This is a genomic window from Microbacterium lushaniae (genome assembly GCF_008727775.1).
In the GTDB taxonomy this organism is placed as follows: domain Bacteria; phylum Actinomycetota; class Actinomycetes; order Actinomycetales; family Microbacteriaceae; genus Microbacterium; species Microbacterium lushaniae.
The window spans coordinates 2,601,846-2,615,407 of the sequence record NZ_CP044232.1 but is presented as its reverse complement, the minus strand read 5'-3'; the positions used below and the strand labels follow the sequence as shown (position 1 = coordinate 2,615,407).

The 13,562-nt window shown below is 71.0% G+C and carries 15 protein-coding genes and 2 pseudogenes; 10 read left to right on the top strand and 7 right to left on the bottom strand.

Translation table 11 applies throughout. The features are described from left to right. Positions 1-23: 23 nt before the first annotated feature. Entirely contained in the window at positions 24-1,349 is a 1,326-nt protein-coding gene (locus F6J85_RS12515) for a phosphotransferase enzyme family protein (protein WP_238706953.1), read from the bottom strand. Between the two features lie 147 nt (positions 1,350-1,496). On the opposite strand from F6J85_RS12515, the gene F6J85_RS18020 reads away from it, so the two are divergent. From F6J85_RS18020 to F6J85_RS12490, 5 genes are read left to right on the top strand one after another with little or no spacing between them, the layout of a single operon-like run. Then, positions 1,497-2,321: a DUF4397 domain-containing protein gene (locus tag F6J85_RS18020; RefSeq protein WP_150922130.1), complete on the top strand. Its 825-nt coding sequence runs from the start codon at positions 1,497-1,499 to the stop codon at positions 2,319-2,321. Beyond that, positions 2,321-2,965: a class F sortase gene (locus tag F6J85_RS12505; protein ID WP_150925425.1), complete on the top strand. Its 645-nt coding sequence runs from the start codon at positions 2,321-2,323 to the stop codon at positions 2,963-2,965. Before F6J85_RS18020 ends, F6J85_RS12505 begins: the two co-directional genes overlap by 1 nt. A 36-nt stretch (positions 2,966-3,001) precedes the next feature. Continuing rightward, a complete protein-coding gene (locus tag F6J85_RS12500; RefSeq protein ID WP_224793456.1) occupies positions 3,002-3,553 on the top strand; it encodes an RNA polymerase sigma factor in 552 nt (183 codons plus the stop codon). Further along, the gene (locus F6J85_RS12495) at positions 3,540-4,340 is read left to right on the top strand and encodes an anti-sigma factor (RefSeq protein ID WP_150919858.1); all 801 of its coding nucleotides are present in this window, start codon (positions 3,540-3,542) and stop codon (positions 4,338-4,340) included. The genes F6J85_RS12500 and F6J85_RS12495 overlap by 14 nt, the downstream gene beginning before the upstream one ends. Before the next feature lie 53 nt (positions 4,341-4,393). Then, positions 4,394-5,362, top strand: a complete 969-nt coding sequence (locus F6J85_RS12490; RefSeq protein ID WP_238706952.1) for a DMT family transporter — start codon at positions 4,394-4,396, stop codon at positions 5,360-5,362. Here the strand turns inward: F6J85_RS12490 and F6J85_RS12485 are convergent. Together F6J85_RS12485 and msrB are read right to left on the bottom strand one after the other, a co-directional pair. Continuing rightward, a complete protein-coding gene (locus F6J85_RS12485; RefSeq protein WP_150925424.1) occupies positions 5,359-6,021 on the bottom strand; it encodes a nitroreductase family protein in 663 nt (220 codons plus the stop codon). The two genes, F6J85_RS12490 and F6J85_RS12485, sit on opposite strands and share 4 nt — an antisense overlap. Next, complete coding sequence (msrB, locus tag F6J85_RS12480; protein ID WP_150925423.1) at positions 6,018-6,425, bottom strand: peptide-methionine (R)-S-oxide reductase MsrB; 408 nt, start codon at positions 6,423-6,425, stop codon at positions 6,018-6,020. The genes F6J85_RS12485 and msrB overlap by 4 nt, the downstream gene beginning before the upstream one ends. A gap of 74 nt (positions 6,426-6,499) precedes the next feature. Here msrB and F6J85_RS12475 point away from each other — a divergent pair, with 74 nt between their 5' ends. From F6J85_RS12475 to groL, 5 genes are all read left to right on the top strand, one after another. Beyond that, positions 6,500-7,489: a DUF2332 domain-containing protein gene (locus tag F6J85_RS12475; RefSeq protein WP_150925420.1), complete on the top strand. Its 990-nt coding sequence runs from the start codon at positions 6,500-6,502 to the stop codon at positions 7,487-7,489. A 9-nt stretch (positions 7,490-7,498) separates the two neighbouring features. Beyond that, a complete protein-coding gene (locus F6J85_RS12470) occupies positions 7,499-7,744 on the top strand; it encodes a DUF3263 domain-containing protein (RefSeq protein WP_135068122.1) in 246 nt (81 codons plus the stop codon). Positions 7,745-7,774: 30 nt separating this feature from the next. Then, positions 7,775-8,353 carry a LytR C-terminal domain-containing protein gene (locus F6J85_RS12465; RefSeq protein WP_150925418.1) on the top strand — a complete coding sequence of 193 codons (579 nt, stop codon included), beginning with the start codon at positions 7,775-7,777 and terminating at the stop codon, positions 8,351-8,353. A 128-nt stretch (positions 8,354-8,481) separates the two neighbouring features. Continuing rightward, the gene (locus tag F6J85_RS12460; protein ID WP_150925416.1) at positions 8,482-8,682 is read left to right on the top strand and encodes a cold-shock protein; all 201 of its coding nucleotides are present in this window, start codon (positions 8,482-8,484) and stop codon (positions 8,680-8,682) included. A gap of 237 nt (positions 8,683-8,919) precedes the next feature. Continuing rightward, a complete protein-coding gene (groL, locus tag F6J85_RS12455; protein WP_150925414.1) occupies positions 8,920-10,539 on the top strand; it encodes a chaperonin GroEL in 1,620 nt (539 codons plus the stop codon). Positions 10,540-10,628: 89 nt separating this feature from the next. On the opposite strand, the pseudogene F6J85_RS12450 reads toward groL, so the two are convergent. From F6J85_RS12450 to F6J85_RS12440, 4 genes and pseudogenes are all read right to left on the bottom strand, one after another. Then, positions 10,629-10,895 (bottom strand): annotated as a pseudogene (locus F6J85_RS12450) (WXG100 family type VII secretion target); the annotation flags it as partial. Positions 10,896-11,028: 133 nt separating this feature from the next. After that, complete coding sequence (locus tag F6J85_RS18300) at positions 11,029-11,292, bottom strand: ATP-binding protein (protein ID WP_420846146.1); 264 nt, start codon at positions 11,290-11,292, stop codon at positions 11,029-11,031. A gap of 560 nt (positions 11,293-11,852) precedes the next feature. After that, a pseudogene (locus F6J85_RS18295) lies at positions 11,853-12,134 on the bottom strand (histidine kinase dimerization/phospho-acceptor domain-containing protein); the annotation flags it as partial. Between the two features lie 671 nt (positions 12,135-12,805). Further along, positions 12,806-13,498, bottom strand: coding sequence for a response regulator transcription factor (locus F6J85_RS12440; protein WP_150921975.1), 693 nt, complete (start codon positions 13,496-13,498; stop codon positions 12,806-12,808). Between the last annotated feature and the right edge of the window lie 64 nt (positions 13,499-13,562).

Here is a 13,562-nt window from a genome sequence, read left to right as displayed (position 1 = left end):
AGGGGTGCGCGGGTTCTTCGCGGTCACAGGTAGGCCAGGTCTCCGACCATCTGGACGACGGTGGCCACGGTGCCTCCCGTTGCCAGCCACTCCTGCGGTGTGCGGCCGCGCAGCTCCTCAGAAGGTGAGGTCATCACCTTCTGGATGTCTAGCGGGTGGAAGTCGCTGGGGAACGCAGCCAGAACGTCCCGGAGACCGGGCAGCACCTCTCCGTCCACGAACTGCCAGGCGGGGTAGGTGGTCTGTCCGCCGACCTGCCCGGCGCTCATCAGGCGCCCCTCGGACAACAACCGGCGCACGTGAGCCACGTCCTTGCCCATCATCTGCGCGACTGCCCTGGTCGGCAGCAGCGACTCTTTCAGGTCCCGCTTGAGGACGAGAGCGGACGCGGCTTCGTATACCGCGTTGAACCTCTCGGCCTCGGTACTGAAGACCTGGTCGGGGACGCCGGAGTCCCGCATGAATGCGAGCTCCGATGTCGTCAGTGCCGTCGTCATCGGGCCTGAGACGAGCTCCAGCATCGTGTCCACCACACCGCGGGCATACTGATGCGGCACGCCGTGCTTCTCCAGTTGCGCGCCCAGATCCTCCTCGTCGAGCGTTTGGCGTGGCTCGTCGTATGCGGTGCTCATCCTCCAAGTGTACGGACTGTTACGCCGTAACGGTACGTTCTGCAGCCGCACCGTCGCTGCCCCTGTCGTCAGCCGGTCAGTCTCCGGTAACTGGCGGCGCTCCGGCTTCGAGAGGCCGTAGCCGTCGGCGAGGATCCTGAGTCGTCTGGCGACGTCCGTGGCCGCGGACGGAGACCCCGTCCCCCGATAGTGCATGGGGACCCAGTAGCGGGCGGCCATGGCGAGATCCCACACGGGGCGGCCGGGAGCGGCCATGTCGAAGTCGATGAGTGCGACCGCACGCCCGCCACGGAACACCACGTTTCCGGGACACACGTCGTTGTGGCAGAGGATCGCCCCGCCCTCCGGGTCGGAGAGCAGATGCGGCCACCGCGCGCTCGCGTCGAACGAAACGGCCGCGCTCACCTCGTGCAAGCGCCGCAGCAGACTCCCCACCGACGCCAGCGCGGATTCCGTCATCGCGTCGTCCGTGTGCGGCGACAGCGGAATGTCGCCGGGGAGGAACGTCAGCTGCTCGCGACCGGTGCCGGTGAGGGCGAGGGGGACGGGAGCGCCGTCGAAGCCGTGTGCTCTGAGGGCGAGGAGGTGGGCGTGGAGGGCCTGCGCGGTGGAGGGCGCGGGGCGCTCGACCACCGCGCCGCGCCGGATGACGGCGCCGGCGTTCGCCATGCCGCCCGTGAGCATCTCGCGTTCGGTCGCGTCGCGTTCGGTGTCCACGGCGCTCAGGCTGCCGCCGGGCTCGTCCCTCCACCCGGCGCGGGATTCGCGAAGGTTTTTCCATCCGCCTGCATCCAAGATCGATCCCCCAGCGGAATAAGAGGGGGAAGGGCGGCCACAGGGTCGCCCCCGAGCAAGGAGAACACAGTGCGTAAGACTCTTTCCCTCGGCGTCGTCGCCGGTGCGGTGCTCGCCCTGGGCTTCGTGGCCCCCGCGTCCGCCGCCACCGGCAACGCGCAGCTGTCGGTGCTGCACGGCATCCCCGACACCCCCGTCGACGTGTACGTCAACGGCGACCTCACGCTGGACGACTTCCAGCCCGGCGACCTGGCCGGACCCCTCGAGCTTCCCGCCGGCGACTACGAGGTGGCGTTGACGGCACCGGATGCTGCCGACGCGAGCTCTCCGGTGCTCGGACCGGCCACCGTGACGCTGGCCGCCGGCGGCAACTACACCGCGGTCGCGCACCTCAGCGCCACGGGTGACCCGACCCTGACCCCCTACCAGAACGACGTCGCACCCCTCGGCGCCGGTGAGGGACGCCTGACGGTGCGTCACGACGCTGCGGCCCCCGCGGTGGATGTGCTGGCCGGAGGCGCGCCGGTGATCGAAGGCCTCACCAACCCGGGGGAGTCCACGCTGACCCTGCCGGCCGGTGTGATCTCGGCCTCCGTGGCCGCCGCGGGCACCACCGACCCGGTGATCGGCCCGGCCGACGTGGACGTGCGCGAAGGCGCCCTCACGATCGTGTACGCGTGGGGCAGCCTGGAAGACGGCAACCTCGCACTGGCCACGCAGACGATCGAAGGCCTGCACTCCAACCCCTCGGGCGTGCCCTCGGGTTCGGGTGGACAGCTCGCCGCGCGTGACGCCGGTGCCCAGTCGCTCGTCCTGGCCGGTGGTATCGCGCTGGCGGCAGTGGCCGCGTTCGCCACGACTCGCGTGGTGCGCTCCTCCCGCTCGACGCGGTGATGTCACTTCCCCTCCGGGCGATCGCGGCGGCTGGTGCCGCCGTCGCGATCGCCCTCGGCCTGGCGGCGTGCGGTGCTTCGGCACCGCCCGCCGCCGGTCCGTCCCCCACGGCGTCACCGGCCCTCCCCTCGCCGACCCCCACGGCAGTGGTTGAGGTGCCGGTGACGCCGGCCACCCCCGCCCCGGCCCGGGCGACCGCCGTACCCGTGGCGGTATCGGTACCCGCGGTCGGGGTGGAGGTGCCGGTCGTTCCGGTGGGCGTCGATGGGAACGGTGCGATGGAGCTCCCGGTCGATCCGGCGGTGGCGGGCTGGTACGAATACGGCGCCGACCCCGCGAGTCCTCAGGGACGCACCGTCATCTCCGCGCACGTGGACGCGCCGGACTATCCGATCGGCCCCTTCAGCAGGCTGCGCGACCTGGCCCCCGGCGCGACGGTGCAGGTGCGGGATGCCGCGGGACAGGCGTTCGACTACGCCGTGACCGAGGTGACCTACTACCGCAAGACCGACCTTCCCGTCGCCGAGCTGTTCGCCCGCGACGGTGCACCCGCGCTGGTCCTGATCACGTGCGGCGGCGCATTCGACGCCTCAGTGGGGCGGTACGAAGATAACGTAGTCGTCATCGCTTCCCCCACGGGGTGAGTGGACATGCTCCAGGCGCAGACGAAAGAGGCACGGGTGCCCGACGAGGACGAACTCGACGTGGCCGGTCGTTTCCAGGCGGGCGATGAGCGCGCCCTGGAAGCGATCTACCGGCGGTGGTCGCCCCTGGTGTTCACTCTCGCCCTGCGCGCGCTGGGCGACCGCGGCGACGCCGAGGACGCGACGCAGCGCACGTTCGTCTCGGCCTGGAACTCCCGCGCGTCCTTCGACCCCGAGCGCGCCCGCCTCTCCACCTGGCTGGTCGCCATCGCCAAGCACCGCATCGCCGACGTGCGCGAGGCGCGCGCGCGTGTCGCCGCCGCGCAGGAGGAGCTGCAGCGCCTCACCGATCCCGAGGCGCTCGTGGTGCCCGAGATCGACCTGGGCGACCGCCTGCTCCTCGCCGACGAGATCGAGCGCCTGGAACCGGATGCGCGCGCCGTCATCCGATTGGCGTTCTACGACGATCTGACCCACGATCAGATCGCACACCGACTTCGCCTGCCGCTGGGCACCGTGAAGAGTCATATCCGCCGAAGTCTCACCCGCCTACGACGCCGATTGGAGGTCAGTCATGTCGCACCTTGACCCGGAACGGCTGGCGCTGCTGGCGATCGGCGAAAGCGCCGCGGACGGCGAGCGGTCGCACCTCGAGGACTGCCCCGTGTGCGCAACGGAGCTCGAGGAGCTGGCGTTCGCCGTGTCGGTCGGGCGCGCCACCGTCGATGTCGGCGAGTGGGAGACGCCTCCGGAGCGGGTGTGGGAGGGAATCCTCGCCGACATCTCGCACCCCGAGCCGGACCCGCCCGCGGAGCCTTCCGCGCGTGCCGCCGCCCCCTCCGCGTCGCCGGCCGCACCCTCCCCACCACCGACAGACCCGCCGGCAGCCGGACCGTCGTCCCGCGCCGCAGGCACCGGGTCGCCCCCCGCTGCCCCGCGGGGGCGCACGCGGATGCTGTTCACCCTCGCCGCGAGCGTTGCCCTGCTGCTGGTCATCGTCGGCATCGGGGTGGCGGTGCGCCCGGCCCAGCCGGTCGAGGTGGCGGCAGCGTCGCTGGACGCGTTCCCGGCGCACCCCGGCGCCCGCGGCTCGGCGACGGTGATCGAGACGGATGACCGCGAACGGGTCGTGCGCGTGACGCTGGACGCCGACGCCGACACGGGCGACGGGGCTCGGGAGGTGTGGCTCATCACGGCCGATGCCACCGCGCTGGTCAGCCTCGGCACGCTCGAAGGCAGCGAGGGCACCTTCCCGATCCCGCCCGACATCGACATCGACGAGTACGTGCTCGTGGACGTGTCGCTGGAGCCTGCGGACGGCGATCCGCAGCACTCCGGCGACTCGATCGTCCGCGGCGAGCTGCGTGCGGCCTGACGCAGCCGCGCACCGATCGGGGAGGGCGGCGGCAGACCCGTAGCATCGTGCGGGTGAGCGAGCACGCGCGACCAGACCGACCCCGCTCGATCCCGCTCTGGGTGGCCGTGGCTGCGGCCGTGGTCGTGGGTGTGCTGACCGCCGTGCAGGCCCGCGTCAACGGATCGCTGGGCGAGGCGATCGACGACGGCTACACCGCCGCGGTGATCTCCTTCGGTTCCGGTCTGGTCGTGCTGCTCGCCGTCACGGTGGCCCTGCCTTCCGGGCGGGCCGGCCTCTCACGCCTGGTCCGCGGCATCCGCGGAGGCGTCGTGCCGCTGTGGATGCTGCTGGGCGGGCTCGCGGGGGCCCTCACCGTCGCGACCCAGGGGCTCACGGTCGCCACGATCGGCGTAGCTCTGTTCACCGTCGGCGTGGTGGCCGGGCAGACTCTCAACGGGCTGCTCCTCGACCGGATCGGGTACGGGCCCGGGGGAGTGGTGGCCGTGACCGTGCCGCGCGTGGTGGGCGGCGCGCTCGCGGTGACGGGTGTCATCGTCTGCGTCGTGGGGGTCTCCGTCGCTCCGCCGCCGTGGATGCTGGTGCTGCCGGTGCTCGCGGGGGCGGGAATCGCGTGGCAGCAGGGGACGAACGGGCGACTGGGGCAGCGCGTGGGCAGCCCCCTCACGGCCACGCTCGTGAACTTCGCCGGCGGCACGGTGGTGCTCGGCCTCGCCGCGGCGGTGCACATCTCGTCCACCGGAGCGCCGCGCACGCTGCTGGTGGATCCGTGGCTCTACCTCGGCGGCGTGATCGGGGTGATCTACATCTTCCTGTCGGCGGCGATCGTGCGCGTCACGGGCGTGCTGCTGCTCGGCCTCGGCTCCGTCGTGGGGCTCCTGGGCATGTCCGTCGCCCTCGACGCGATGTGGCCCGCGCCCTCGGGGCCCCCGCTGCCGGTCGCGCTCGCCGCCGTCGCGATCGCCCTCGCCGGTGTCGCGATCGTCGTCGTCCGACGCCGCCGGCGACCTTCGGGCGGTTAGAGCGCGGTCGAACCGTCCGTCGCGCCGTCGCCGCCACCCTTCTTCGAGCCCCGGCCGCGCTTGTCGGGCATGCGGCTCAGGTGCGCCGCCGCATCCACGCCCTTGCGCGCTCCGCCGCGTTCGGTCTCCGGCTTGCCGCCGACGTAGAGCCAGCCCAGCAGCGCCTCGTCCTTGCCCAGCCCGTGCGCCTTGGCGACCGCCTTGCTGCGGGTGTAGTGCCCCGTGCGCCAGATGACCCCCCAGCCGGCTTCGTCCAGCAGCAGACTCAGCGTGTGCGCGACACCGGCCGCAACCGCCTCCTGCTCCCAGTGCGGCACCTTGTCGCTCTTGCGGTAGCTGACCACGATCGCCAGGAGCAGCGGCGCGCGCAGCGGCTTGGTCGAGCTGCCGTCCTGGCCGAGCGCCTTGTGGATGGCGCGGCCCAGCCGCTCGCGATCCGCGCCGCGCAACTCGATGAGCCGCCACGGGCGCAGCGACGAATGGTCCGCCACCCGCCCTGCGGCCGACACCAGCGTTTCGAGCTCGGATCGCGCGGGCGCCTCGTCGGTGACACGCGACCACGACCGGCGCGCCCTGACCGCCTCGAGCGCGGGGCGCCCGCGCTCGGGCGATCCGGCGGCCGCGTCGGCGGTGGGTGAAGACGGCTCGGGGACGGTCACGCCTCGGACTCGGGGGAGAACTCCAGCGCAAGGGAGTTCATGCAGTAGCGGTCGCCGGTGGGCGTGCCGAAGCCGTCGGGGAAGACGTGGCCGAGGTGGGAGCCGCAGTTCGCGCAGCGCACTTCGGTGCGGACCATGCCGTGGCTGCGGTCTTCGATGAGCTCGACGGCCTCGGGGCGCACCGACTCGTAGAAGCTCGGCCAGCCGCAGTGCGAATCGAACTTCGTGCCGCTCTGGAACAGTTCGGCGCCGCACGCGGCGCACGTGTACAGGCCGGCGCGCTCCTCGGACAGGAGTTGGCCGCTCCACGCCGGCTCCGTGCCGGCCTGGCGCAGCACGGCGTACTGCTGGGGGTCCAGCTCAGCACGCCACTGCTCGTCGGTCTTGTCAACGGAATAGCTCATGGGGGTCTTCCTCTCCTCCTCCATTCAACCCGAACCGGCGGCACGCCCGGCCCGTGGCGACGGATAATGCCGGAGTGGGCACGCCTGAATCCGACGCCGTCATCGCCCGCTACGCCCGCTTCGCGCGCGACGAGGCGCCGGGCCGCTCGACGCTGTACGCCGAATGGGCCGCGGGGGTCGCGGCGGACCCCGCGACGGCTCGGATCCTCACCCGGATCCCGGAGACCCATCGGCAACCGCCGCTCGTCTTCGCCGTCACGCGGATGCTGGGTGCCCCCGAAGCCGGATTCCCGCGGTGGGCGGCCTGGCTGAGGGCGCACGCCGACGAGGTCGTCGCCGAGTGCGCTGCCCGCCTCATCCAGACGAACGAGCCGTTGCGCTGCGCGGCCCTCCTGCCCGCCCTGAGCCTCATCGAGGGTCCGATCGCGCTGCTGGAGCTGGGCGCCAGCGCCGGGCTGTGCCTGTACCCCGACCGCTATTCCTACCGGTACGACACCGGCGCAGACCTGCGCCGGATCGACCCGGCCACGGGTCGGGCGCCGGTGGTGCTGCGCAGCAGGCTGACGGGCGACCCTGCGCTGCGGATGCCGGATGTGGTGTGGCGGGCGGGGATCGACCTCGAACCGCTCGATGCCCGCGATCCCCGGGATCGCGCGTGGCTGACCGGTCTCGTGTGGCCGGGTGAGGAGGGGCGGCGTGAGCGCGTGGAGGCCGCCCTGGCGGTGGCGGCAGCCGATCCGCCGCTGCTGATCGCCGGCGACGCCGCCGACGCGCTCGCCGCGGTCGCCGCTCGTGCGCCGCGGGAGGCCACCCTCGTGGTCACCACCCCGGGGGTGCTCGCGCACATCCCGCGCGCCCGGCGAAGTGCCGTGATCGAGGCCGCGAGGGCCGCGGGCCGGTGGATCACGATCGATGAGCCGGGATTGCACGAGGGATGGTCGGCTGTTCCGAGCACGTGGCCGGGGGGATTCGCCCTCGCGCTGGACGGCGACATCCTGGCGGCGGTGGATCCACTCGGCGCGTCCGTGGAGTGGCTCCCGGGCGGAGGGCGTGACCGGCCTTAGCGTGAGGGAGTGCCCCTCTCCGACCGCGACCGCGCGCTGCTCGCCTTCGAAGCGGAGTGGCGCCGCCACGGTGGTGCGAAGGAGGAGGCGATCCGTGCCGAATTCGCGATGCCCCCCGCGCGGTACTACCAGCTGCTGGGCCGCCTGATCGACACCGCCGAAGCGCTCGAGCACGATCCGCTGCTCGTGCGGCGCCTGCGGCGGCTCCGCGACGAGCGCGCCGCCACCCGGGCCGCCCGCGCCGGCGTTCGCTGATCGTCCGGAACCGCCCGGTAACATCGGGGGGTGGCTCGAACGACGTATCCGCGCGACCGTTTCGACGACCTCGCCCCCAGCACGGGCCGCGTCGGCGCCCATCGTGCCGAGAACCCGCGCATGCGCGGGGGGATGGTGTTCCTGTGGGCGGCCGTGGCCACCGTCGTGCTCGTGGCGGCCGGCATCTTCGGCTCCCTCGTGATGTCGGGGCGCATCTCGCTGGCACCGGAACCCGTGCCCACCACTGAGCCGGTCCCTGTCGTCGAGCCCGTCGTCGACACCACCTTTCCCGTGCTAGTGCTCAACGCGACACCGCAGGAAGGGTTGGCCACGCAGGTTCGCGAAGACGTGATCGCCGCCGGCTGGTCGGCGGATGCGGTCACCGCGGGCGCGGCCGGAGCCACCGACTTCCCCACCACCACCGTCTACTACGCCATCGAAGACGACGAGGCGGCCGCGCTGGGCCTGGCCGAGACCATCGGCGGTGCCGAGATCGCGCTGAGCGACCAGTATCTGCCGCCGGACGACCCCGAGACCGAAGACGATGACGCGAGGCGTCAGCTCACCGTGGTGATCGGACTGGACCGGGCAGAAACCCCCGCTGCGTGAGCTGCCGGCCCCGTGTTTCCGGGCGGTAAACACTTCGATGCGGGCGTGTCAATACTCGGCCCACCGGGGCCTGTGCCCTTGTGCGCCGTGGAACGATGACGTCGTCCCACAGCATCAGGAGAAGAGCAATGGCCCAGGGCACCGTCAAATGGTTCAACGCCGAGAAGGGTTTCGGCTTCATCACTTCCGGCGACGGAGAGGACGTCTTCGTCCACTACTCCAATATCGACATGACCGGCTTCCGGGTCCTGGAGGAGGGGCAGGCGGTCGAGTTCACCGTCGGCACCGGCCAGAAGGGCCCCCAGGCCGAGGCGGTCCGCGTCCTCTGACGCCACCCGCGCACGCCTCACACGAAGGCGGCATCCCGCGGTGACTCGCACGGGCGAAGACGCCCCGAGTCACGGCGGGATGCCGCCTTCCGTGCATTCCGGCAGGGCCGGGCGACGCGACGCGCGGCACGGACCGCAGCTTGCACTCGCATGGGTCGAGTGCCAGAATGGCTTAGCACTCGTCTTTGTGGAGTGCTAACAGACTGACAGCCCCCATCCGGGAGGGACATCACACATATGGCAAAGATCATCGCTTTCGACGAGGAGGCCCGCCGTGGCCTCGAGCGCGGTCTCAACATCCTGGCCGACGCCGTCAAGGTGACCCTGGGCCCCCGCGGTCGCAACGTCGTGCTCGAGAAGAAGTGGGGCGCCCCCACGATCACGAACGACGGCGTTTCGATCGCCAAGGAGATCGAGCTCGACGACCCCTACGAGAAGATCGGCGCTGAGCTGGTCAAGGAGGTCGCCAAGAAGACCGACGACGTCGCCGGTGACGGAACCACCACCGCGACCGTTCTCGCCCAGGCGCTCGTGCGCGAAGGTCTGCGCAACGTCGCAGCCGGCGCGGACCCCATTTCGCTGAAGAAGGGCATCGAGAAGGCCGTCAAGGCCATCACCGACCAGCTCCTCGCCGGCGCCAAGGAGGTCGAGTCGAAGGAGCAGATCGCTGCCACGGCATCGATCTCCGCCGCGGACCCCGCGATCGGCGAGCTCATCGCCGAGGCGATCGACAAGGTCGGCAAGGAGGGTGTGGTCACCGTCGAGGAGTCCAACACCTTCGGCACCGAGCTCGAGCTCACCGAGGGCATGCGTTTCGACAAGGGCTACATCAACCCTTACTTCGTGACCGACCCGGAGCGTCAGGAAGCGGTCTTCGAAGACCCCTACATCCTGATCGCGAACCAGAAGATCTCGAACATCAAGGACCTGCTGCCGATCGTCGACAAGGTGATCCAGGAGGGCAAGGAGCTCCTCATCATCGCTGAGGACGTCGAGGGCGAGGCTCTCGCAACTCTCGTGCTCAACAAGATCCGCGGCATCTTCAAGTCGGTCGCCGTCAAGGCTCCCGGCTTCGGCGACCGTCGCAAGGCGCAGCTGCAGGACATCGCGATCCTCACCGGCGGCCAGGTCATCACCGAAGAGGTCGGCCTCAAGCTCGAGAACGCCACGGTCGACCTGCTCGGTCGTGCGCGCAAGGTCATCATCACCAAGGACGAGACCACCATCGTCGAAGGTGCCGGTGACACGGCTCAGATCGAGGGTCGCGTGACCCAGATCCGCCGCGAGATCGAGAACACCGACAGCGACTACGACCGCGAGAAGCTCCAGGAGCGTCTCGCCAAGCTCGCCGGCGGCGTCGCCGTCATCAAGGCGGGTGCGGCCACCGAGGTGGAGCTCAAGGAGCGCAAGCACCGCATCGAGGACGCCGTTCGCAACGCGAAGGCGGCCGTCGAGGAGGGCATCGTCCCCGGTGGTGGCGTCGCGCTCATCCAGGCCGGCAAGATCGCGTTCGCGACCCTGTCGCTGGAAGGCGACGAGGCGACCGGCGCGAACATCGTCCGCGTCGCGATCGAGGCTCCGCTGAAGCAGATCGCTCTCAACGCGGGCATGGAGCCCGGTGTCGTCGCGAACAAGGTTGCTGAGCTCGAAGCCGGATGGGGTCTCAACGCCGCCACCGGTGAGTACGGTGACCTGTTCGCACAGGGCATCATCGACCCGGCCAAGGTCACCCGCTCGGCGCTGCAGAACGCGGCGTCCATCGCCGGCCTGTTCCTCACCACCGAGGCGGTCGTCGCCGAGAAGCCCGAGAAGGCTTCGGCGGCTCCGGCCGACCCGACCGGCGGCATGGACTTCTGAGTCCGATCCGCGTCTGACGCACAGAAGGGCCCCCTCTGCGGAGGGGGCCCTTCTGCCGTTCGCGGACGCTTCGACAGGCTGAGCGGTGGTCAGCGGAAGAGGCTCGTGCTGGCCTGTTCCACCTCGGCGTACTGGCGCCCGGCGACGGTCAGCGCGCCGTCGATCTCGGCCAGCGCCGCGGCGACCTCGCGCTGCGTCGCCCGCCATCTCTCCACGACGCCGGAGAACGCCGCTGACGCAGCGCCCGTCCACGACCCCTGAAGCTGCGTGAGCTGCGACAGCAGCGCGGCGGATTCGCTCTCCAAGCGGTCGACGGTCGCGCGGATCGCGCCCGAGGCGGTGAAGACGGCATCACTGTCGACGGAGAAGACGGCCATGGGAGGCTCCTTTCGATTACGTGCCGCCACACTAGGGCGATGCCGTGCGCGGGCGAGGACGGTGCGCCGTCGTGGTGCACACGCCGACGAAAGGGCGCCCTGTGGAGGAGACTCAGCGCTGGCGGGGCAGCGGGCGGGTGTCGGCGACCTCGTCGGCGGAGGGCGGCGCGAGGGGCAGCGCGACGCGGAAGGTGGCCCCGCCGCCGGGTGTGTCGCGCACCGACACGGTGCCGTGCAGGGCCTGGACGATCGATGCGACGATCGACAGGCCCAGCCCCGAGCCGCCGGTCTCCCGCGCCCGTGAGGTGTCGGCGCGCCAGAACCGCTGGAAGATCTGATCGCGGATCTGCTCCGGGATGCCCTCGCCGTGATCGATGACCTCGATCCATCCGGTCTCGTCGTCGGCGGAGACTCCGACGCGCAGGCCGATGGGGGAGTCCTCCCGGTGAAGCGGCGCGCGTTGCCCAGCAGATTGGCCACGACCTGCCGGATGCGGTTCTCGTCCCCCAGCACGATGGGCTCGAGCGGCGCCGTGCGCACTGCCGCGGTCGCCGGGGCAGTGGGCGCCTCGGCGGTGTCATCGGCCTCGCCGGCGCGGGGGCGTCGTCGCAGGCGGGAGAGCGTCGCTCCGGCCAGGGCGATGGCGGAGGTGGCGGAGGTCGTGCGGCGACGCGGCTCGTCCGTCCCGCCGGAGCCGCCCTCCTCGAGCGGTTCGACGGGCGGGTCGACGGTGATCGACATGGTCACGCGCGGCCCTCCGTACGCCGACGTGTCCTCGACGGTCACTTCGCGCTGCGGCGACGCCGCCCGCAGGTCGAGGGCGGCGTCGCGGGCGATCGGGCGCAGATCCACCGGCTGGATCACCACGCCCCGCTGCTCGTCGAGCCGCGCCAGCGCCAGGAGGTCCTCCACGAGCACCCCCATGCGGATCGCCTCCTTCTCGATGCGCTCCATCGACTGCGCGACCTCCTCGTCGCCGCGGATGGCGCCCATGCGGTACAGCTCGGCGTAGCCCCGGACGGTCACCAGCGGCGTGCGCAGCTCATGGCTGGCGTCGCCGATGAACCGCCGCATCTGCCCGACGGTCGCGTCGCGCTGGCGGATGGCGGCATCCACCCGATCGAGCATCGTGTTGATGGCGGTCTTGAGCCGCCCGACCTCGGTGCCGGGGACCACATCCGACATCCGCTGGCTGAAGTCTCCTCCCGCGATCGCCATCGCGGTGGCCTCGACCTGACCGAGGCCACGGAAGGTCAACGTCACGAGCCAGCGCGTGAGCAGAGCGCTGGCGATGAGGATGAGGAGGGCCAGGATGCTGTAGATGCCGACGTAGGCGGCCACGACCCGCTCGGTGGGGCCGAGCGACACGGCGACCATCTGCGTGTACAGCGCGCTGACGCCGTCGACGGCCAGCACGTCGACGGCGGCATGGAACGGCGGCCCGGTGCCGCTGCTCTGCAGCTCGAAGGGCGTGAGGCCGCGCAGCTGAGTGTCCTGCAGCGTGTAGGTCGAAGGGAACTCCGGCGGGGCGGTCGTACCGTCGCCGCCCGCCGCGATGAGGAACTGGCCGGTCGGGTCGTAGATGGCCACGAAGATGTCGGTCGGGGCCGCCTCCTCGTCCTCGCTGAAGCGCAGCGTGCCGCCGGTGTTCTGAACGTCGAGCACCGAGAGCGCGGCATCCGACGACGCCAGCTGCCGCAGTGAGTCGTCCACCGAGGCTGTCAGCGTGGTGCGCAGGAACGCCATGGTGCCGAATCCGGCGGCGACCAGGCCGATGGCGAGCAGGCCCACGGTCACGCCGGTCACCTTGGCGCGCAGGCTGAGCCCGCGCCACCATCCGGTGACGGCGTCGTTGTGGTGGGACAGGAGGTCTTCTTCCGTCGGGTCGCTCAGGCGGTCTTGCCGGCCTTGAGCATGTAGCCGAAGCCGCGCTTGGTCTGGATGAGGGGCTCGGAGGAATGCGGATCGATCTTGCGGCGCAGATAGGAGATGTAGCTCTCCACGATGCCGGCGTCGCCGTTGAAGTCGTACTCCCACACGTGGTCGAGGATCTGCGCCTTGGACAGCACCCGGTTCGGGTTGAGCATGAGGTAGCGCAGCAGCTTGAACTCCGTCGGGCTGAGGTCGATCGAGACGTCCCCGACGGTGACGTCGTGGGTGTCCTGATCCATCGTGAGCTCACCGGCGCGGATCACCGACTCCTCGTCGGTCTGCATCGTGCGGCGCAGGATCGCCTGGATGCGTGCGACGATCTCGTCGAGGCTGAACGGCTTGGTGACGTAGTCGTCGCCGCCGGCGTTGAGGCCGGTGATCTTGTCCTCGGTCTCGTCCTTGGCCGTGAGGAAGAGGATCGGCGCCGTGTACCCGGCGCCGCGCAGGCGCTTGGTGACGCTGAACCCGTTCATGTCCGGCAGCATCACATCCAGCACGATGAGGTCGGGCTCCTCCTCGAGGACGGCGGAGATGGTCTGCGCGCCGTTGGAGACGGCGCGGACCTGGAATCCGGCGAATCGGAGGCTCGTGACGAGCAGATCGCGGATGTTCGGTTCGTCGTCCACGACGAGGATGCGCGGTGCGGTCATGCCCTCATTATGGTCACGGAATCGCTGCGCTGTCTGGACGTGCGTCGGAGCGGCCGCCATACGG